Source organism: Pseudomonas sp. R1-7 (assembly GCF_051132105.1).
GTDB lineage: Bacteria > Pseudomonadota > Gammaproteobacteria > Pseudomonadales > Pseudomonadaceae > Aquipseudomonas.
In genome coordinates, this window is the sequence record NZ_CP071661.1 from 4,485,894 (window position 1) to 4,504,037 (window position 18,144).

Here is an 18,144-nt window from a genome sequence, read left to right on the forward strand (position 1 = left end):
TAACCACGGCAGCGTCGGTTTATAACAGCACCCTTGCGCTCGGTATTGACACATACCGACGTAATTACGCATTTTGTTTCATTTGCGCAGGCTGGGGCTCAGGTGCAGCATGTCCAGCCCGATCTCCACCCACCGCGCGGCGTCATCCGCCAGGGCGAAGCTGTCGGGGGCCAGCAGCCACTGGTACAAAATGCCATCGATGTAGGCATGCATGGCAACTGCCGCCCGTTCGGGGTCCAGATCATCCGGCAACTGGCCGCGTTTCATCGCATTGCGCAACGACAGGGCAATGCGCACATTGCAGTCGAGGCTGACTTCGCGTCGCTGCTGGCGCAAGTCGCACATTTCATCGGTGAATTCGCACTTATGGAACAGGATCTCATTAATGCGGCGGGTTTTCGGGTCCAGGGCCACTTGCTGGAACAACCGGACCAACAGCTTGCGAATGCAGCCCAGCGGGTCAAGCTCCTCCTCACTTTCACTGGCACGAGCCAGCTCATCGAGCGGTTCGTGGAGGGTATCGAGCATCGCCTGGAGCAGGTCCGCCTTGTTGCTGAAATGCCAATAGATGGCCCCACGCGTTACACCGGCCAACGTCGCGATGTCGGCCAGGGTCGTACGCGCCACGCCACGCTCGAAAAAAGCCTTTTCGGCCGCTTCGAGGATCTGGCTGCGAGTCTCCTGGGCTTCCTCTTTGGTACGACGAACCATGGCAGTAAACACCTCAAATCAGGATGCGTAAGCAATGCGTAAGAGTCGGCAAGACAATCTGTAAGACAGCGTCTGTCAAAATGCATCCCCGATCCGCACCGGCCTTTGTCAGGCTTTTGTAAATTCGGATGGTACGCAATTTTGCTGTTTACAAACAACCGTGTACGTAAGTATATTTCTTAGCATCCTACTAATTGCTTATCTCGCTCTTTTTTCACCTTCCACTTTCGAGCGCGCCTGTTACGCGCCTGGACCCGAGGATTTCCATGCAATTCAAGCCAGCTGTTACCGCTCTGGTCACTGCCATCGCCCTGGCATCGCTGCTCAGCGGATGCAAAAAGGAAGAGGCTGCGCCTGCTGCTCCCCCTCCTCAGGTCGGCGTCGTAACCCTCAAGACCCAACCCTTTACCCTGACCTCCGAACTGCCGGGCCGCACCAGTGCGTTCCGCGTCGCCGAAGTGCGCCCGCAAGTCAACGGCATCATCCTCAAGCGCTTGTTCAAGGAAGGCGCCGACGTCAAGGCCGGCCAGCAGCTGTATCAGATCGACCCCGCCGTCTATGAGGCCAACCTCAAGAGCGCCGAGGCCAACCTGCGGTCCACCAAGTCGATTGCCGATCGCTACAAGCAACTGGTTGACGAACAGGCTGTGAGCCGCCAGGAGTACGACACCGCCGTGGCCAATCGCCTGGAGTCGGAAGCCAACCTGCAGACTGCACAGATCAACGTGCGCTACACCAAGGTCTATGCGCCGATCTCGGGTCGCATCGGCCGTTCTTCGGTGACCGAAGGCGCGCTCGTGAGCAACGGCCAGACCGATGCCATGGCGACCATCCAGCAACTGGACCCGATCTACGTCGACGTGACGCAGAGCTCCGTCGAGCTGCTGAACCTGCGTCGCGAACTGGAAAGCGGCCGCTTGCAGAAGGCCGGCGACAACGCCGCCACGGTCAAGCTGACCCTCGAAGACGGCAGTCAATATGCCCATGAGGGCACGCTGGAGTTTTCCGAAGTTTCGGTCGACCAGACCACCGGTTCCGTGACCCTGCGCGCCGTGTTCCCCAACCCTGACCACACCCTGCTGCCGGGCATGTTCGTCCACGCGCAATTGCAGGCTGGTGTGAACAGCGCGGCGATCCTGGCACCGCAACAAGGCGTGACCCGCGACCTCAAGGGCTCGCCGACCGCCATGGTCGTGGGCGCCGACAACAAAGTCGAACTGCGCCAGCTCAAGGCCAGCCGCACCGTCGGCAGCCAGTGGCTGATCGAAGACGGGCTCAAGGCCGGCGATCGCCTGATCACCGAAGGGTTGCAGTACGTACGGCCAGGGGTGGAAGTCAAAGCCACCGAAGCCACCAACGTTGGCGCAAAGAACCCGGCCCCCGCTCAGGCAGCTGACAAAGCCGCCGGCGGCAAAGGGGAGTAAACCATGTCGAAATTTTTTATCGACCGTCCGATTTTCGCCTGGGTGATCGCCCTGGTGATCATGCTGGTCGGCGCTCTATCGATCCTCAAATTGCCGATCAACCAGTACCCGAGCATCGCGCCGCCGGCCATTGCGATCCAGGTGACCTACCCGGGCGCGTCCGCGCAAACCGTGCAGGACACCGTGGTGCAGGTGATCGAGCAGCAGCTCAACGGCATCGACAACCTGCGTTATGTCTCCTCGGAAAGTAACTCCGACGGCAGCATGACCATCACCGCGACGTTCGAGCAAGGCACCAACTCCGATACCGCGCAGGTCCAGGTGCAGAACAAGCTGAACCTGGCCACACCGCTGTTGCCGCAGGAAGTGCAGCAACAGGGCATCCGCGTGACCAAGTCGGTGAGAAACTTCCTGATGGTGATCGGCGTGGTTTCGCGCGATGGCAGCATGACCCGCGAAGACCTGTCCAACTACATTGTGTCCAACATGCAGGACCCGATCTCGCGCACCAAGGGCGTCGGTGACTTCCAGGTCTTCGGTGCCCAATACGCAATGCGGATCTGGCTCGACCCGGCCAAGTTGAACAAATTCAACCTGACCCCGGTGGACGTGAGCACCGCCATTTCGGCGCAGAACGTCCAGGTCGCGTCCGGCCAGCTCGGCGGCCTGCCCGCCCTGCCCGGCCAGCAATTGAACGCCACCATCATCGGCAAGACCCGCCTGCAGACCGCCGAGCAGTTCAAGGCGATCCTGCTCAAGGTCAACCCGGACGGCTCGCAAGTGCGCGTCGGCGACGTCGCCGATGTGGCCCTGGGCGGTGAAAACTACAGCATCAACGCCCAGTTCAACGGCGCCCCGGCTTCCGGCCTGGCGGTGCGACTGGCGACCGGTGCCAACGCACTCGACACGGCCAAGGCCCTGCGCCAGACCGTCGACGATCTCAAGCCGTTCTTCCCGCAAGGCCTGGAAGTGGTTTTCCCGTACGACACCACGCCGGTGGTGAGCGAGTCGATCAAGGGCGTGATTGAAACCTTGATCGAAGCTGTCGCGCTGGTGTTCCTGGTGATGTTCCTGTTCCTGCAGAACTTCCGCGCCACCATCATCACCACGATGACGGTGCCGGTGGTCCTGCTGGGTACTTTCGGGATCCTGGCCGCGTTCGGCTTCAGCATCAACACCTTGACCATGTTCGGCATGGTGCTCGCCATCGGCTTGCTGGTGGACGACGCCATCGTCGTGGTGGAAAACGTCGAACGGGTCATGAGCGAGGAAGGCCTGTCGCCCAAGGAAGCCACCAAGAAATCCATGGGACAGATCCAGGGAGCCCTGGTGGGTATCGCCCTGGTGCTCTCTGCGGTGCTGCTGCCGATGGCGTTCTTCGGCGGCTCCACTGGTGTGATCTATAAACAGTTCTCCATCACCATCGTCTCGGCCATGGCCCTCTCGGTGCTGGTCGCGCTGATCTTCACCCCGGCCCTCTGCGCCACCATGCTCAAGGCGATTCCAAAAGGTGAGCACGGCACGCCAAAACGCGGTTTCTTCGGCTGGTTCAACCGCAACTTCGACCGTGGCGTGCGCAGCTACGAGCGTGGCGTGGGCAACATCCTCAAGCACAAGGCCCCGTACCTGCTGGCCTACTTGATCATTGTCGTGGGCATGGTCTGGCTGTTCACCCGCATCCCGACCGCGTTCCTGCCGGAAGAAGACCAGGGCGTGTTGTTTGCCCAGGTTCAGACACCGGCCGGCTCGAGTGCCGAGCGCACCCAGGTGGTCGTGGACAATATGCGTGAGTTTTTGCTGCGCCCGGGCAAGGACGGCGGTGAAGGTGACGGCGTGGCCTCGGTGTTCACCGTGACCGGCTTCAACTTCGCCGGTCGTGGCCAAAGCTCCGGCATGGCGTTCATCATGCTCAAGCCGTGGGACGAGCGAAACGCCGACAACACAGTGTTCAAGATTGCCGCCCGCGCCCAGCAGCACTTCTTCACCTTCCGCGACGCGATGGTGTTTGCCTTCGCTCCGCCAGCGGTGATGGAGCTGGGTAACGCCACCGGTTTCGACGTGTTCCTGCAGGACCGCGCCGGTATCGGTCACGACAAGCTGATGGAAGCGCGCAACCAGTTCCTGGGTATGGCTTCGCAAAGCAAAGTCCTCGCCCAGGTGCGTCCGAACGGCCTGAACGACGAACCACAGTATCAGTTGGACATCGATGACGAGAAGGCCAGCGCCCTGGGCATTACCCTTTCGGACATCAACAACACCCTGTCGATTGCCCTGGGCAGTAACTATGTGAACGACTTCATCGACCGGGGTCGGGTGAAACGCGTCTACGTTCAAGGCCAGCCGGATTCGCGGATGAGTCCCGAGGACTTGAACAAGTGGTACGTGCGCAACAGCGCCGGGACCATGGTGCCGTTCAGCGCCTTTGCCAAAGGCGAATGGACCTACGGTTCGCCGAAACTGGCCCGCTACAACGGCGTGGAGGCGATGGAAGTCCTGGGTGCCCCGGCGCCGGGTTATTCCACCGGTGAAGCCATGGCCGAAGTCGAGGCCATCGCCCAGAAGTTGCCGGCCGGTGTCGGCATCTCCTGGACAGGCCTGTCGTATGAGGAACGCCTGTCGGGTTCCCAGGCCCCTGCCCTGTACGCGCTCTCGCTGCTGATGGTATTCCTCTGCCTGGCGGCGCTGTATGAAAGCTGGTCGATCCCGATCGCGGTCATGCTCGTAGTGCCCCTAGGGATCATCGGGGCCCTGCTGGCGACCAGCCTGCGTGGTCTGTCCAACGACGTGTACTTCCAGGTGGGCTTGTTGACAACCATCGGCCTGGCGGCGAAAAACGCCATCCTGATCGTCGAGTTCGCCAAGGAACTCCATGAACAAGGCCGGACCCTGGCGGAAGCCGCCATCGAAGCCTGTAGGATGCGTCTGCGGCCGATCATCATGACGTCCCTGGCGTTCGTCCTCGGCGTCGTCCCGCTGGCGATTTCCACCGGCGCCGGCTCGGGCAGCCAGCACGCCATCGGTACCGGCGTGATTGGCGGTATGCTCACCGCAACCATCCTGGCAATCTTCTGGGTGCCCTTGTTCTTCGTGACCGTGTCGTCGTTGGGTCGTCGCAAAAATATCGACCAGGACGATACTCCTGAAACTTCCAAAGAGGCTGGCCAATGAGCAAGTCGCTACTCTCCCTGACCATCGCCGCCGTCGTGCTCAGCGGTTGCTCGCTGATCCCCGACTACCAGCGGCCCGAAGCGCCGGTCGCGGCGCAATATCCGCAAGGCCCGGCCTACGAGTCGGCCAATGCGCCCGGCCAGGCCGCCGCCGAGCAGGGCTGGAAGCAGTTTTTCCATGACCCTGCGCTGCAACAGCTGATCCAGGTCGCCCTGGAGAACAACCGCGACTTGCGCGTAGCCGCGTTGAACATCGACGCCTACGCCGCGCAATACCGCATCCAGCGCGCGGACCTGTTCCCGGCGGTCTCGGCCACCGGTTCCGGCAGCCGCCAGCGGGTGCCGGCACGGGCTTCGCAAACCGGTGAAGCGGCGATCAGCAGCTCCTACTCGGCAACACTGGGGATCAGCGCGTACGAGCTGGACCTGTTCGGTCGCGTCCGCAGCCTGAGCGAGCAAGCGTTGCAAAGCTACTTCGCCACCGAAGAAGCCCGCCGCAGCACCCAGATCAGCCTGGTGGCCAACGTCGCCAACGCTTACCTGACCTGGCAGGCCGACAAGGAACTGCTCAAGTTGACCCAGGAAACCCTGGGCACCTACGAGCAGAGCCTGAAGCTGACCTCCCGCAGCGCCGAAGTCGGCGTGGCCTCGGCCCTGGACCTGAGCCAGGCGCGTACGGCAGTAGAAAACGCCCGCGTGCAACTGGCCCGCTACACCCGCCAGGTGGCCCAGGATGAAAACAGCCTGACCCTGCTGCTGGGCACCGGCCTGCCGGCCAACCTGAGCACCCAACCGCTGAGCGATGACCTGCTTAGCGAAGTGCCGGCCGGCCTGCCGTCGGACCTGCTGCAACGTCGTCCGGACATCCTCCAGGCCGAACGCAACCTGCTCGCCGCCAACGCCAACATCGGCGCCGCGCGGGCCGCGTTCTTCCCGAGCATCAGCCTGACGGCCAACGCCGGCACCCTGAGCCCGGACCTGTCCGGCCTGTTCAAGGGCGGTTCGGGCACCTGGACCTTCGCGCCGCAAATCAACCTGCCGATCTTCAATGCCGGCAGCCTGCGGGCGAGCCTGGATTACGCCAAGATCCAGAAAGACATCAATGTCGCGCAGTACGAGAAATCGATTCAGACGGCGTTCCAGGAAGTCTCCGACGGCCTGGCCGCGCGCCAGACCTACAACGAACAGTTGCAGGCCCAGACCGACTTCGTCGCCGCCAACCAGGACTACTACCGCCTGGCCGAGCGTCGCTACCGCATCGGCGTCGACAGCAACCTGACCTTCCTCGATGCCCAGCGCCAGTTGTTCAGCGCGCAACAATCGCTGATCACCGACCGTCTTGCGCAACTGACCAGTGAGGTCAATCTGTACAAGGCACTGGGCGGTGGTTGGAATGCTGAGACGGGCAAGAACGAGCCGGTGGCGGAGAAAGCGCCGGAGACGAAGTTGTTCTGATTTGATGCGCTGAAAACACGAAGCCCACCGAAAGGTGGGCTTTTTGTTTGTGTGTGTTTAACAGCGACTGGGTTAACGCGGGTCGATGAGATCCAGCGCTCGATTGGCCAACAACTCACTCAAGTCAATCATTTGCGCCACGCCGAGCGCGACATGCCGCCGCGAGCCTTCCAGATCGAACGCCAGGTCGTTGACCATGGCACTGGCGGAGGCCAGGGTTTCGCTGAGGTTCGCCAGTAGACATTCGGTGTCGAGGGTATCGATGACAGTGAAAACTTGAGTTGAGGTTTTTGGCTTGGGATTAGGGTGGGTACATATCCATTTCTGCGGTAACGGCCGCTGGCGGTTCCGCCCTTACGGCGGCTCACTTTTTTTCAGACGCCAAAAAAAGTAAGCAAAAAAGGCTTCGCCCCACCACTCGGTGCCTCGCCTAGGCTCGGCATCCCCGCACTCCGGCCTTGCTCCGTGGGCCGCCGCGAAGGGCCATCCATGGCCCAGCGCGGCTACCTCGGCATCCATGCCGAGGTACCCACTGCACAAGACCTGCGTGCGGCCATCGTGGTTAACGGGGCGCCCCAGATCAAGATCAAGGTCAAGGTCAAGGTCAAGGTCAAAAGCCAAAGCCAAAGCCAAAGCCAGGCGGTCTGGGAGCCTGCCTGGTTTTGGTGAGGACCGCATTTCTCCTGTGGGAGCGAGCCTGCTCGCGAAGGCGGTGGCTCAGCCACATAGATCTGCAAGTGCCCTCTTGCTCTTGCTCTTGCTCTTGCTCTTGCTCTGCTTTTGATCTCGACGCCCCGTTAACCACGATGGCCGAACGCAGGCATTGTGGAGTGGGCATCCCGGCATGGATGCCGGGATAGCCGCGCTGGGCCATGGATGGCCCTTCGCGGCGGGCCCACGGAGCAATGCCGGAGTGAGGGAACACCTCGCCTAGGCGAGGTGCCGAGTGGTGGGGCAAGCCTTTTTTGCTTACTTTTTTTGGCGTCTGAAAAAAAGTGAGCCGCCGTAAGGGCGGAACCGCCAGCGGCCGTTACCGCAGAAATGGATATGTACCCAGCCAATAAAAGCAGGGCCGACCGTCAGGCCGCCTTCGCGAGCAGGCTCGCTCCCACAGGACCCTCATCCAGCCAACTAGTGCTTTTGCCGTTCGATAATCGCCCAAAACCCGCAAATCGCAATTGAATCAATCCCAGCCAGCCCGTCACCATCGCCCACACAAAACCAATAACAACAGGTTCGACGCCATGTTCATGCGCCCCGCTTCCGGCTGATACCCGGCCAACTTCCATAACCCGAACGCACCGTACCGCCACAGTCCAAGACTGCGGCAACGACCCGCTTCGTCCACAAAAAAAACAAGAGACAACGCCCATGAAGCCCACACAGCACCTGTTCCCCAGCCTCATCGCCGTCGCCCTGACCAGCACCGCCCTGCCCGTCCTGGCTGCGGAATCGGGATTCGTCGAGGACGCAAAGGCCACCCTGAACCTGCGTAACTTCTACATCAACCGCAACTTCACCAACCCGGACAATGCCCAAGGCAAAGCCGAAGAGTGGACCCAGAGTTTCATCCTCGACGCCAAGTCCGGCTTTACCCAAGGCACCGTCGGTTTCGGCCTGGACGTGCTGGGCATGTATGCGGTCAAGCTCGACGGCGGCCGTGGCACTGCGAACACTTCCTTGCTGCCGGTCCACGACGGTGGTCACCCGGCCGATGACTTCGGTCGCCTGGGCGTGGCCCTGAAGGCCAAGGTCTCCAAGACTGAACTGAAAGTCGGCGAGTGGATGCCGGTGCTGCCGATCCTGCGTTCCGACGACGGTCGTTCCCTGCCCCAGACCTTCCGTGGCGGCCAGGTGACCTCCACCGAGATCAACGGCCTGAGCCTCTACGGCGGCCAGTTCCGTGGCAACAGCCCGCGCAACGACGCGAGCATGGAAGACATGTCGATGAACGGCCGTGGTGCCTTCACCTCCGACCGTTTCAACTTCGGCGGCGGCGAATACGCCTTCAACGAAAAACGCACCCAGGTCGGCGTCTGGTACGCGGAACTGTCCGACATCTACCAGCAACAATACTTCAACCTGACCCACAGCCAACCCATGGGCGACTGGACCCTGGGCGCCAACCTTGGCTACTTCGTCGGCAAGGAAAACGGCAGCGCGTTGGCCGGCGACCTGGACAACAAAACCGCCTTCGCCATGCTCTCCGCCAAATACGGCGGCAACACCTTCTACGTCGGCCTGCAGAAAGTCGGCGGCGATGATGCCTGGATGCGCGTCAACGGCACCAGCGGCGGCACCCTGGCGAACGACAGCTACAACTCCAGCTACGACAACGCCAAGGAAAAATCCTGGCAAGTGCGCCACGACTTCAACTTCGCCGCCGTCGGCGTACCGGGCCTGACCCTGATGAACCGCTACATCAGCGGTGACAACGTGCATACCGCCACCGTCGATGACGGCAAGGAATGGGGTCGTGAGAGTGAGCTGGCCTACACCGTGCAGAGCGGTGTGCTGAAGAGCCTGAATGTGAAGTGGCGTAACTCGACGATGCGTCGGGACTTCAGCACCAATGAGTTCGATGAGAACCGGTTGATCGTCAGCTATCCGATCAGTTTGTTGTAAAGCTAAGGCGGTGGGCCAGTCGGCATTGATGCTGGCTCATCTATCGCTATCGCGAGCAAGCTCGCTCCCACAGGGGATTTGAGGTGTATACGATTCTGCGAACGACTCAAAAACCTGTGGGAGCGAGCTTGCTCGCGATGGCGTCATCACATTCAACATAACTGCAAGCTGACCCGCCGCTTTCGCAAGCAGGCTCGCTCCCACAAGGATTGGCGGTGGATCTCAAGCCCGCGACTCGACGCCCAGTTCATCCCAAACGGATTCGGCCAGATGGAAAGTGGCATTGGCCGCCGGAATGCCGCAGTAGATGGCGCTCTGCATGATCACTTCCTTGATCTCGCTGCGACTCACACCATTGTTGGCCGCAGCACGCAGGTGCAGCTTGAGTTCTTCATTGCGGTTCATGCCGATCAACATGGCAATAGTAATCAGACTGCGGGTGTGGCGCGGCAAGCCCGGACGCGTCCAGATATCGCCCCACGCGTGGCGGGTGATCATCTCCTGGAATTCACTGTTGAATTCGGTCAGGGCGTTGAGGCTGCGATCGACATGGGCATCGCCCAGCACGGCGCGACGCACTTGCATGCCTTCGTCGTAACGTTGTTTCTCGTCCACAAAAAAACTCCTCAGGCCCGGCCAGAATCAAGCAGGAAATCCAGCACCCGCGCGCTGAAAGCAGCGCCAGCCTGGACGTTGGACAGGTGCGCGGCATGGAACTCGGCGTACTCGGCGCCACTGACGCGCTCTTGGATAAAGTGCCCGCCCGACGGCGGCGTCACGGCATCTTCGGTGCCGGCGATCACCAGCAGCGGCACGCGAATCGATGACAACTGCTCGCGGAAATCGGCATCGCGCACGGCGGCACAGTTGGACGCGTAACCCTGAGGCGACGTCGCGGCGAGCATGTCGGTGATTTTCTTGGCCTTGTCCGGATGGGCCTCGGCAAAATCAGGCGTGAACCAACGGGCAATCGACGCATCACGCAAGGCCACCATCGCGGCCTTGCCATCGCGCAATACAGTTTCGATGCGCGGGTTCCACACCGATGGGTCGCCGATTTTGGCGGCGGTGTTGCACACCACCAATTTGTGCAGGCGCTCGCTGGCATTGATCCCCAGCCACTGGCCGATCAACCCGCCCATGGACAAGCCACAGAAATGCACCTTGTCGATATTCAACTGATCAAGCATCGCCAGCACATCGCGACCCAGTTGTTCGATGCTGTAGGGCCCCTCGGTCACCAGCGATTGACCGTGGCCGCGAGTGTCGAAACGCAGCACGCGAAAGTGTTCGCTGAAGGCCTCAACCTGCTCGTCCCACATGTGCAGATCGGTGCCCAGGGAGTTGGAGAGCACCAGCACTGGTGCATCTTCCGGCCCGTCCAATCGGTAGTTCAGATCGCCCTCGGCGAGTTTGACGAATCCCACAACAATCTCCTTTCAGGCGTTCAAGGCAAGGTGTTCGGCCACGGCCCGGGCGACCCAGGCCTGGGCTTGCCCGAGGTAATGGGCCGGGTCGAGCAGGCGGTCCAGCTCGGTCGCGGATAACTGTGCGGTGACTTGGGGTTCATCGCCGAGCACAGCGCGCAGATGTCGCTGTTCGGCCACGGCGCGCTTGCAGCATTGTTCGAGCAGATGATGCGCGGTGTCGCGCCCCACACGCTGCGCCAGGACGATGCTGACCGCTTCCGCCAGCACCAGCCCTTGGGTCAACTCCAGGTTGCGGGCCATGCGCGCGACATCCACTTCCAGCCCGTCGGCCAGCAGCCGCGCCTGTTGCAGCGCGCCCGATACCAGGCAGCAGATCTCCGGCAGGGTTTCCCATTCGGCGTGCCACAGGCCCAGGCTGCGTTCGTGTTCCTGAGGCATGGCGCTGAAGAGCGTGGACAACAAGCCAGGCACACGCGTCGCCGCGCCGATCAGCACGGCAGCGCCCACCGGGTTGCGCTTGTGGGGCATGGTGGACGAACCGCCCTTGCCCGGCGCGGCGGGTTCGAACGCTTCGCCCGTCTCGGTCTGCATCAACAGGCTGATGTCGCGCCCCAGCTTGCCCAGGCTGCCGGCGATCAGGCCCAGCACCGCGCCGAACTCCACCAGGCGATCGCGGTGGGTGTGCCACGGCTGTTCCGGCAGGTCCAACTGCAGCTCGGCGGCGAGCGCCTCGGCGACCGGCAACGCGTGTTCGCCCAAGGCCGCGAGCGTCCCGGAGGCGCCGCCGAACTGCAGCACCAGCAAGCGCGGCTTGAGTTCGCGCAAGCGCTGACGACTGCGAGTAACCGCCCCCAGCCAACCGGCGATCTTCATGCCCAGGGTCACCGGCGTGGCGTGTTGCAGCCAGGTGCGTCCGGCCAATGGCGTCGCGGCATAACGTTCGGCTTGTCGGGCCAGGGTGATAGCCAGTTGCGCCAGCTCATATTCGATCAAGCCCAACGCCTGGCGCAGTTGCAGGACCAGCCCGCTGTCCATCACATCCTGGCTGGTGGCGCCCAGGTGTACGTAACGCTCAGCCTCGGCGCTGTCGATGGCGATGCGCTTGCCCAACGCCTTGACCAGCGGGATCGCAGAATTACCGGCACTGGCAATCGCTTCGCTCAACGCTGAAAAATCGTACAACTGCGCACGGCAGGCGCGCTCGATCGGCGCCACGGCGTCCTGGGGAATCAACCCCACTCGCGCTTGGGCCCGGGCCAATGCGGACTCGACGTCCAGCATGGCCTGGACCCGTCCCGCATCGCAGAACACCTCGCGCATGTCGCGGGCGGTGAAGTAGGCATCGAACAGCTGATTGCCCGGTCGTTCGCTCATAAACAGTCCTTGGGAAAATGGATGCCTCAAAGATCATGGTGCAAATACGCTGGCTGCTTGGGCAGGCGCAGGCTGAACAGGAACGCCACCACCATCATCACCGTGACATACCAGTAAAAGGCGTTCTCCATGCCTTGGGCCTTCAGGCTCAAGGCAACGTATTCGGCCGAACCACCAAAAATCGCATTCGCGACCGCGTACGCCAACCCTACTCCCAGCGCGCGCACTTCAGGTGGAAACATTTCGGCTTTCACCAAGCCGCTGATGGAGGTGTAGAAACTGACGATCGCCAGTGCCAGCGTGATCAGGACAAATGCCAGGAACGGGCTGCTGATGCTTTTGAGCGTCAGCAGGATCGGCACCGTGCACAGCGCGCCCAGGCCACCGAACCAGAGCATGGAGTTACGCCGGCCGATCTTGTCCGCCAGCATGCCGAACAGCGGCTGCATGCACATATAGAGGAACAGCGCGCCGGTCATGATGTAACTGGCGGTCTTGGCGTGCAGGCCGGCGGTGTTCACCAGGTATTTCTGCATATAAGTGGTGAAGGTGTAGAAAATCAGCGAACCGCCGGCGGTGTAGCCGAGTACGGTGATGAACGCCGCCTTGTGGTCGCGAAACAGCGCCGCGATGCTGCCGGCGTCCTTGTTTTCGCGCATTTCCTTGCTGCTGGTTTCTTTCAGCGAGCGGCGCAGGAACAGGGAAATCAACGCCGCCACGGCGCCGACCACGAACGGAATCCGCCAGCCGTAGGCACGCAATTCGTCTTCGTTGAGAAACTGTTGCAGGACTACCACCAGCGACACCGCCAGCAATTGTCCGCCGATCAGCGTCACGTACTGGAACGAGGCGAAGAAACCGCGCTGGCCCTTGAGAGCGACTTCGCTCATGTAGGTGGCGGTAGTGCCGTACTCGCCGCCCACCGACAAACCTTGCAGCAAACGAGCGAGCAACAGCAGCACCGGCGCCCAGACGCCGATGTCGTTGTAGGTGGGCAGGCAGGCGATGAGCAACGAGCCGAAGCACATCATCAGCACCGATATCATCATCGAATTCTTGCGCCCGTGACGGTCCGCCACCCGGCCAAAAATCCAGCCGCCAATGGGCCGCATCAGGAACCCGGCGGCGAACACACCCGCGGTGTTGACCAGTTGCACGGTGGGGTTGTCCGACGGGAAGAACGCCGGCGCGAAATAGATTGCGCAGAACGCATAGACATAGAAGTCGAACCATTCGACCAGGTTGCCGGATGAGGCACCGACGATGGCGAAGATGCGTTTGCTGCGTTCCTCACCGGTGTAGTGGCTGATTGGGATGGTCATGGGTTATTCACTCGTTGGGGACTGACGACGTCTAGACACACTTCGTAACAGTCCCGTTCCACAAACAGTCTTTCAAGCAGTAGCGCCTGTACCGTCGCCATCGCGAGCAAGCTCGCTCCCACAGGGGTTACGTCATGCAAGCCCGGGCTGACCACCCGGTGTATCAGGCCGGTCGTGGTACCTGGGTTTGCGACTGCTTCGCAGCCGACCGGGAGCAAGCTCCCTCGCCACGGTTGGCTCACTTAGTAATCGAAGAACACCGTCTCGGCATCCGTGCCCTGCAGGATCACGTTCCACTGATACACGCCCGACGCATCCGGCTTGGCGATGATGGTGCCGCGGCGTTCCTCGGGCACGCAGGCCAGCAGCGGGTCAGCTTCGTTGGCCTGTTCACCGTCAAAGTAGATCCGCGTCAGCAAGTGCTTGACCAACCCGCGAGCGAACACCAGCACCACAAGGTGCGGCGCCTGAGTCGTACCGCCCAACCCCGGCACGGTGCCCGGCTTGATGGTGGTGAAGCGGAAGCGCCCTTCGGCATCCACCGGCACCCGGCCGAAGCCTTCGAAGTGAGGGTCCAGCGGTTTGTCCTGGTCATCCTCTGGATGGGCGTACTTGCCAGCGGCGTTGGCCTGCCAGACTTCCAGCATCGCGTCGTTGACGAACTGGCCATTGCCATCGACCACCTGCCCGGTGATCGCAACGCGCTGGCCGAGGGTCTGGGCGTTGGTCAGGTCTTCGCGGTTCAGCCAGGTCAGGCCGATGTGATAGTAAGGGCCGACGGTATGGGATGTAGTGGCGTTGAGCGTCATCTTATTTCTCCATCGGCGTGGCATCGCGGCCGCGCAAGACGATGTCCCAGCGATAACCGAGGGCGTAGTGAGGGACGGTTTTTTCCAGGTCGAAACGGGCGATCAGGCGTTCCTTGGCGCGAGTGTCCGGCACGCAGTTGTAGATCGGGTCGTATTCCAGCAACGGGTCGCCCGGGAAATACATTTGCGTCACCAGGCGCGTCAGAATACTCGGCCCGAACAGTGAGAAATGGATATGGGCCGGGCGCCAGGCGTTGTGGTGGTTGCCCCACGGATAGGCGCCGGGCTTGATGGTCTGGAACTGATACCAGCCATCGGCGTCGGTGACGGTGCGACCAGTGCCGGTGAAGTTCGGGTCCAGCGGCGCGTCATGGTTGTCGCGGTCATGGTTATAGCGACCGGCGGCGTTGGCCTGCCAGATTTCCACGAGAATGCCCGGCACCGGCTCTCCGTGCTCATCCAGCACGCGTCCGTGAATGATGATCCGCTCGCCGAGCGGCTCACCGGCATGCTGGGCGGTCAGGTCGTGGTCCTTTTCCTCTAGGCGATCAGCACCTACAGTCGGGCCGGTAATTTCCGACAGCGAATGGGGCAAATACACCAGCGGCTTCGACGGCGAGCGCAGGTTGGTGGACTGGTACGACGGATGCAGGTATTCCGGCTGGGTGCCCGCTTGCGGGCGACGGTAACCAGGCTTGTCAGTCATGAAGCATTCCTCGGTTTCTTATTAGTAGAACGACCGTCAGACGCGTTCGATCGCCAGCGCCAGACCTTGGCCGACGCCGACGCACATGGTCGCCAGGCCTTTCTTGCCGCCTGTTTTTTCCAGTTGATGCAGCGCCGTCATCACCAACCGCGCCCCGCTCATGCCCAGGGGATGGCCGAGGGCAATGGCGCCGCCGTTCGGGTTGACTTGCGGTGCATCGTCCGCCAGTCCCAGGTCCCGCAGCACCGCGAGGCCCTGGCTGGCAAACGCTTCATTAAGTTCGATCACATCAAAATCCGCCACCGCCAGGCCCAGACGTTCAGTGAGCTTGCGCACCGCCGGCACCGGGCCGATGCCCATCACCCGTGGCGCGACGCCGGCGCTGGCCATGCCCAGCACTTTGCCGCGCGGCGTCAGGCCATGTTTTTTCACCGCTTCGGCCGATGCCAGGATCAGTGCCGCCGCGCCATCGTTGACTCCCGAAGCGTTGCCGGCGGTGACAGTCTTGTCAGGGCCGTTGACCGGTTTGAGTTTGCTCAAGGTTTCCAGGCTGGTGTCGGCGCGAGGATGCTCGTCCTGCTCGACCACGGTTTCGCCTTTTTTAAGGGCGATGCGCACCGGCACGATTTCCTCGGCGAAGAAACCGCATGCCTGGGCCGCTGCCGCCCGTTGCTGGCTGCGCACGGCGAAAGCGTCCTGATCGGCACGGGAGACTGCGTAATCGTCGGCCACGTTATCCGCTGTCTGCGGCATCGCATCCACACCGTACTGGGCTTTCATCAAGGGGTTGATGAAACGCCAGCCGATGGTGGTGTCCTCCAGTTTCATGTTGCGGGAAAACGCCGCGTCGGCCTTGCCCATCACGAACGGCGCGCGGGACATCGATTCAACACCGCCGGCGATGGCCAGCTCCATCTCGCCGCTGGCGATGGCGCGAAACGCGGTGCCGATGGCGTCCATGCCCGAGGCGCAGAGGCGATTGACGGTCACGCCGGGAATGCTCTCCGGCAGGCCCGCCAACAGCAGCGCCATGCGCGCAACGTTGCGGTTGTCCTCGCCGGCCTGGTTGGCACAGCCGAGAAACACCTCGTCCACTGAGTTCCAATCTACTGATGGGTTGCGCTCCATCAGTGCCTTGATCGGCACCGCCGCCAAGTCATCGGCGCGCACGGCGGCCAAACCGCCACCAAACCGGCCGATGGGGGTTCGAATCGCATCACAGATATAAACGTCGCGCATCAGGCCTCTCCCGGTGTCTGGCCATGGGCCGCCGCGGTACGGGCTTCGAGGTCGCGCAATGCGCGCAGCTCCACCTCGGTCGGCTCGGCGGTGGTTTGCACCTGATCGGCGAAACGGATCGCCCACCCGGTGGCCGCAATGACTTGCTCGCGAGTGACGCCGGGATGCAGGGAGGTGACCACAAATTCATGGCTGCCGGCCTCCGGCTCCATGATGCACAAGTCAGTAATGATGCCGACCGGGCCGGCGCCCGGCAGGCCCAGACGCTTGCGCGAATCGCCGCCTTCGCCATGACCGACCGAGGTAATGAAATCCAGCTTGTCGACAAACGAACGCGCCGACTGCTTGAGGATGATCAGCACGCTCTTGGCGGATCCGGCAATCTCCGGCGCGCCACCGGCACCCGGCAAGCGCACTTTCGGCTGATGGTAATCGCCTACCACCGTGGTGTTGATGTTACCGAAACGGTCGACCTGGGCCGCGCCGAGGAAACCGACATCGATACGCCCGCCCTGCAACCAGTAGCGAAAAATCTCACCGGTCGGGACGACGGTATCGGCGGTTTCAGCCAGTTCACCGTCGCCGATGGACAGCGGCAGTAAGCTGGGCTTGGCACCGATCGGGCCGGACTCGTAGATGAGGACTACATCGGGTGACGAAGTCAGCCGCGCCAGGTTGGCCGCTTTCGACGGCAGACCGATGCCGACGAAGCACACGGCATTGTTCTTCAAGCGCCGCGCCGCGGCGACGGTCATCATTTCGTTGGTGGAGTAGCTCATGGTTTCACCTGCGAAGCGGCTGCCAATCGGGCCTGGAACTCACTGAAGTCCCGGGTACCGTGGATGTATTCGTTGATCCATGCGGTAAATGTCTCACGGTCCCGGGCGATAGGATCCCAGGCCTGGTAGAAACGGTTGTCACGTTCGGTGTAGCCGTGGGCGTAGGACGGATGAGCACCGCCGGGGACGTGGCACACGGCACTCAATGCCCAGGTCGGCAACACGCAGGCGTTCATCGGCGCGTTCAGGTCGTCGACGATTTCTTCCACGGTGACGATGCAACGCTTGGCAGCCAGGGCGGCTTCTTTCTGCACGCCGAGGATGCCCCACAACAGCACGTTGCCCTTGCGGTCGGCTTTCTGGGCGTGAATCACCGTAACGTCCGGACGCACCGAAGGCACGGCGGCCAATACTTCACCGGTGAAGGGACAGGTCACGCTCTTGATCAGCGGGTTGACCTTCGGCAGGTCGGAACCGGCGTAGGCTCGCAACACTGCGAACGGTAGGCCGGAGGCGCCGGCGACGTAGGCATTGGCCAGGTCGGCGTGGCTGTGCTCCTCGATTTCCAGCGGGTGCGGCCATTGTTTTTCCACTGCGTCACGCAACCGGTGCAACGAGCCCACACCCGGGTTGCCCCCCCAGGAAAAAATCAACTTGCGAGCACAACCGGCGCCAATCAATTGGTCATAGATCAGGTCGGGCGTCATGCGCACCAGGGTCAGGTCTTTCTTGCCCTGACGAATGATTTCATGACCCGCCGCTGTCGGGATCAGGTGGGTGAAGCCTTCGAGCGCGACGGTATCGCCGTCGTTGACGAATTGCTTCACCGCGTCGTGCAGCGAAAGGATTTCAGCCATGGGGCAGGCTCCCGTTTTCCAGTAGACCGACATGAAGAAGCAGCGCGAGATCAAGCGCCGGAGTGGCTGAAGATTAAGCTTCGGGAAGACGGCAAAACAATCCGATAATCGACACAGTGTGCGTTAATCGAACAGATTGTTGTTTGGCTATCTATTTACCCTGCCATCGAAAACACACGGGACCTGTGGCGAGGGAGCTTGCTCCCGCTGGGCTGCGTAGCAGCCCCAAAAAATCAGGGCCGCTTC

General features: G+C 61.9%; 14 protein-coding genes and 2 pseudogenes. 5 read left to right on the forward strand and 11 right to left on the reverse strand.

Features of this window, described 5'->3' with window-relative positions; all coding sequences use genetic code 11:
- Positions 1 to 78: 78 nt before the first annotated feature.
- A complete protein-coding gene (locus J3P79_RS20015) occupies positions 79 to 711 on the reverse strand; it encodes a TetR family transcriptional regulator (RefSeq protein ID WP_434605314.1) in 633 nt (210 codons plus the stop codon).
- Positions 712 to 977: 266 nt separating this feature from the next.
- On the opposite strand from J3P79_RS20015, the gene J3P79_RS20020 reads away from it, so the two are divergent.
- The 3 genes from J3P79_RS20020 to adeC are packed head-to-tail and all read left to right on the forward strand — an operon-like array spanning position 978 to position 6,757.
- Positions 978 to 2,135 (forward strand): efflux RND transporter periplasmic adaptor subunit, encoded by a 1,158-nt coding sequence (locus J3P79_RS20020; RefSeq protein WP_434605315.1) that lies wholly within the window; start codon positions 978 to 980, stop codon positions 2,133 to 2,135.
- Positions 2,136 to 2,138: 3 nt separating this feature from the next.
- Entirely contained in the window at positions 2,139 to 5,303 is a 3,165-nt protein-coding gene (emhB, locus tag J3P79_RS20025) for an efflux RND transporter permease subunit EmhB (protein WP_434605316.1), read from the forward strand.
- Positions 5,300 to 6,757, forward strand: a complete 1,458-nt coding sequence (adeC, locus tag J3P79_RS20030; RefSeq protein WP_434605317.1) for an AdeC/AdeK/OprM family multidrug efflux complex outer membrane factor — start codon at positions 5,300 to 5,302, stop codon at positions 6,755 to 6,757. Before emhB ends, adeC begins: the two co-directional genes overlap by 4 nt.
- 72 nt (positions 6,758 to 6,829) lie before the next feature.
- On the opposite strand, the pseudogene J3P79_RS20035 reads toward adeC, so the two are convergent.
- A pseudogene (locus J3P79_RS20035) lies at positions 6,830 to 7,069 on the reverse strand (DUF6124 family protein); the annotation flags it as partial.
- A 177-nt stretch (positions 7,070 to 7,246) separates the two neighbouring features.
- Here J3P79_RS20035 and J3P79_RS20040 point away from each other — a divergent pair.
- Together J3P79_RS20040 and J3P79_RS20045 are read left to right on the forward strand one after the other, a co-directional pair.
- A pseudogene (locus J3P79_RS20040) lies at positions 7,247 to 7,345 on the forward strand (nucleoid-structuring protein H-NS); the annotation flags it as partial.
- A 783-nt stretch (positions 7,346 to 8,128) separates the two neighbouring features.
- Complete coding sequence (locus J3P79_RS20045; protein ID WP_434605318.1) at positions 8,129 to 9,382, forward strand: OprD family porin; 1,254 nt, start codon at positions 8,129 to 8,131, stop codon at positions 9,380 to 9,382.
- Positions 9,383 to 9,604: 222 nt separating this feature from the next.
- On the opposite strand, the gene pcaC is transcribed toward J3P79_RS20045, so the two are convergent.
- The 9 genes from pcaC to J3P79_RS20090 all read right to left on the reverse strand — a co-directional run bounded on the left by pcaC (position 9,605) and on the right by J3P79_RS20090 (position 17,898).
- Entirely contained in the window at positions 9,605 to 9,997 is a 393-nt protein-coding gene (gene pcaC, locus J3P79_RS20050) for a 4-carboxymuconolactone decarboxylase (RefSeq protein WP_014336968.1), read from the reverse strand.
- A gap of 11 nt (positions 9,998 to 10,008) precedes the next feature.
- Positions 10,009 to 10,809 (reverse strand): 3-oxoadipate enol-lactonase, encoded by an 801-nt coding sequence (gene pcaD / locus J3P79_RS20055; protein ID WP_434605319.1) that lies wholly within the window; start codon positions 10,807 to 10,809, stop codon positions 10,009 to 10,011.
- 12 nt (positions 10,810 to 10,821) lie between these two features.
- Positions 10,822 to 12,186 (reverse strand): 3-carboxy-cis,cis-muconate cycloisomerase, encoded by a 1,365-nt coding sequence (locus J3P79_RS20060; protein WP_434605320.1) that lies wholly within the window; start codon positions 12,184 to 12,186, stop codon positions 10,822 to 10,824.
- A gap of 26 nt (positions 12,187 to 12,212) precedes the next feature.
- A complete protein-coding gene (locus J3P79_RS20065) occupies positions 12,213 to 13,508 on the reverse strand; it encodes an MFS family transporter (protein WP_434605321.1) in 1,296 nt (431 codons plus the stop codon).
- Positions 13,509 to 13,750: 242 nt separating this feature from the next.
- Positions 13,751 to 14,317, reverse strand: a complete 567-nt coding sequence (gene pcaG / locus J3P79_RS20070) for a protocatechuate 3,4-dioxygenase subunit alpha (RefSeq protein WP_434605322.1) — start codon at positions 14,315 to 14,317, stop codon at positions 13,751 to 13,753.
- Position 14,318: 1 nt separating this feature from the next.
- Positions 14,319 to 15,023, reverse strand: coding sequence for a protocatechuate 3,4-dioxygenase subunit beta (gene pcaH, locus J3P79_RS20075; protein ID WP_434605323.1), 705 nt, complete (start codon positions 15,021 to 15,023; stop codon positions 14,319 to 14,321).
- Between the two features lie 36 nt (positions 15,024 to 15,059).
- Entirely contained in the window at positions 15,060 to 16,265 is a 1,206-nt protein-coding gene (pcaF, locus tag J3P79_RS20080) for a 3-oxoadipyl-CoA thiolase (RefSeq protein ID WP_434611557.1), read from the reverse strand.
- Positions 16,262 to 17,041 carry a CoA-transferase subunit beta gene (locus J3P79_RS20085; RefSeq protein WP_434605324.1) on the reverse strand — a complete coding sequence of 260 codons (780 nt, stop codon included), beginning with the start codon at positions 17,039 to 17,041 and terminating at the stop codon, positions 16,262 to 16,264. The genes pcaF and J3P79_RS20085 overlap by 4 nt, the downstream gene beginning before the upstream one ends.
- On the reverse strand, positions 17,038 to 17,898 hold the full coding sequence (locus J3P79_RS20090) for a CoA transferase subunit A (protein ID WP_186730795.1): 861 nt from the start codon (positions 17,896 to 17,898) through the stop codon (positions 17,038 to 17,040). Before J3P79_RS20090 ends, J3P79_RS20085 begins: the two co-directional genes overlap by 4 nt.
- Between the last annotated feature and the right edge of the window lie 246 nt (positions 17,899 to 18,144).

Coding starts and splice junctions, on each gene's coding strand:
- J3P79_RS20090 (WP_186730795.1), bottom strand. CDS start 17,898: ATGGCTGAAATCCTTTCGCTGCACGACGCGGTGAAGCAATTCGTCAAC.
- J3P79_RS20085 (WP_434605324.1), bottom strand. CDS start 17,041: ATGAGCTACTCCACCAACGAAATGATGACCGTCGCCGCGGCGCGGCGC.
- pcaG (WP_434605322.1), bottom strand. CDS start 14,317: ATGACGCTCAACGCCACTACATCCCATACCGTCGGCCCTTACTATCAC.
- adeC (WP_434605317.1), top strand. CDS start 5,300: ATGAGCAAGTCGCTACTCTCCCTGACCATCGCCGCCGTCGTGCTCAGC.
- emhB (WP_434605316.1), top strand. CDS start 2,139: ATGTCGAAATTTTTTATCGACCGTCCGATTTTCGCCTGGGTGATCGCC.
- J3P79_RS20060 (WP_434605320.1), bottom strand. CDS start 12,186: ATGAGCGAACGACCGGGCAATCAGCTGTTCGATGCCTACTTCACCGCC.
- J3P79_RS20065 (WP_434605321.1), bottom strand. CDS start 13,508: ATGACCATCCCAATCAGCCACTACACCGGTGAGGAACGCAGCAAACGC.
- pcaH (WP_434605323.1), bottom strand. CDS start 15,023: ATGACTGACAAGCCTGGTTACCGTCGCCCGCAAGCGGGCACCCAGCCG.
- J3P79_RS20015 (WP_434605314.1), bottom strand. CDS start 711: ATGGTTCGTCGTACCAAAGAGGAAGCCCAGGAGACTCGCAGCCAGATC.
- J3P79_RS20020 (WP_434605315.1), top strand. CDS start 978: ATGCAATTCAAGCCAGCTGTTACCGCTCTGGTCACTGCCATCGCCCTG.
- J3P79_RS20045 (WP_434605318.1), top strand. CDS start 8,129: ATGAAGCCCACACAGCACCTGTTCCCCAGCCTCATCGCCGTCGCCCTG.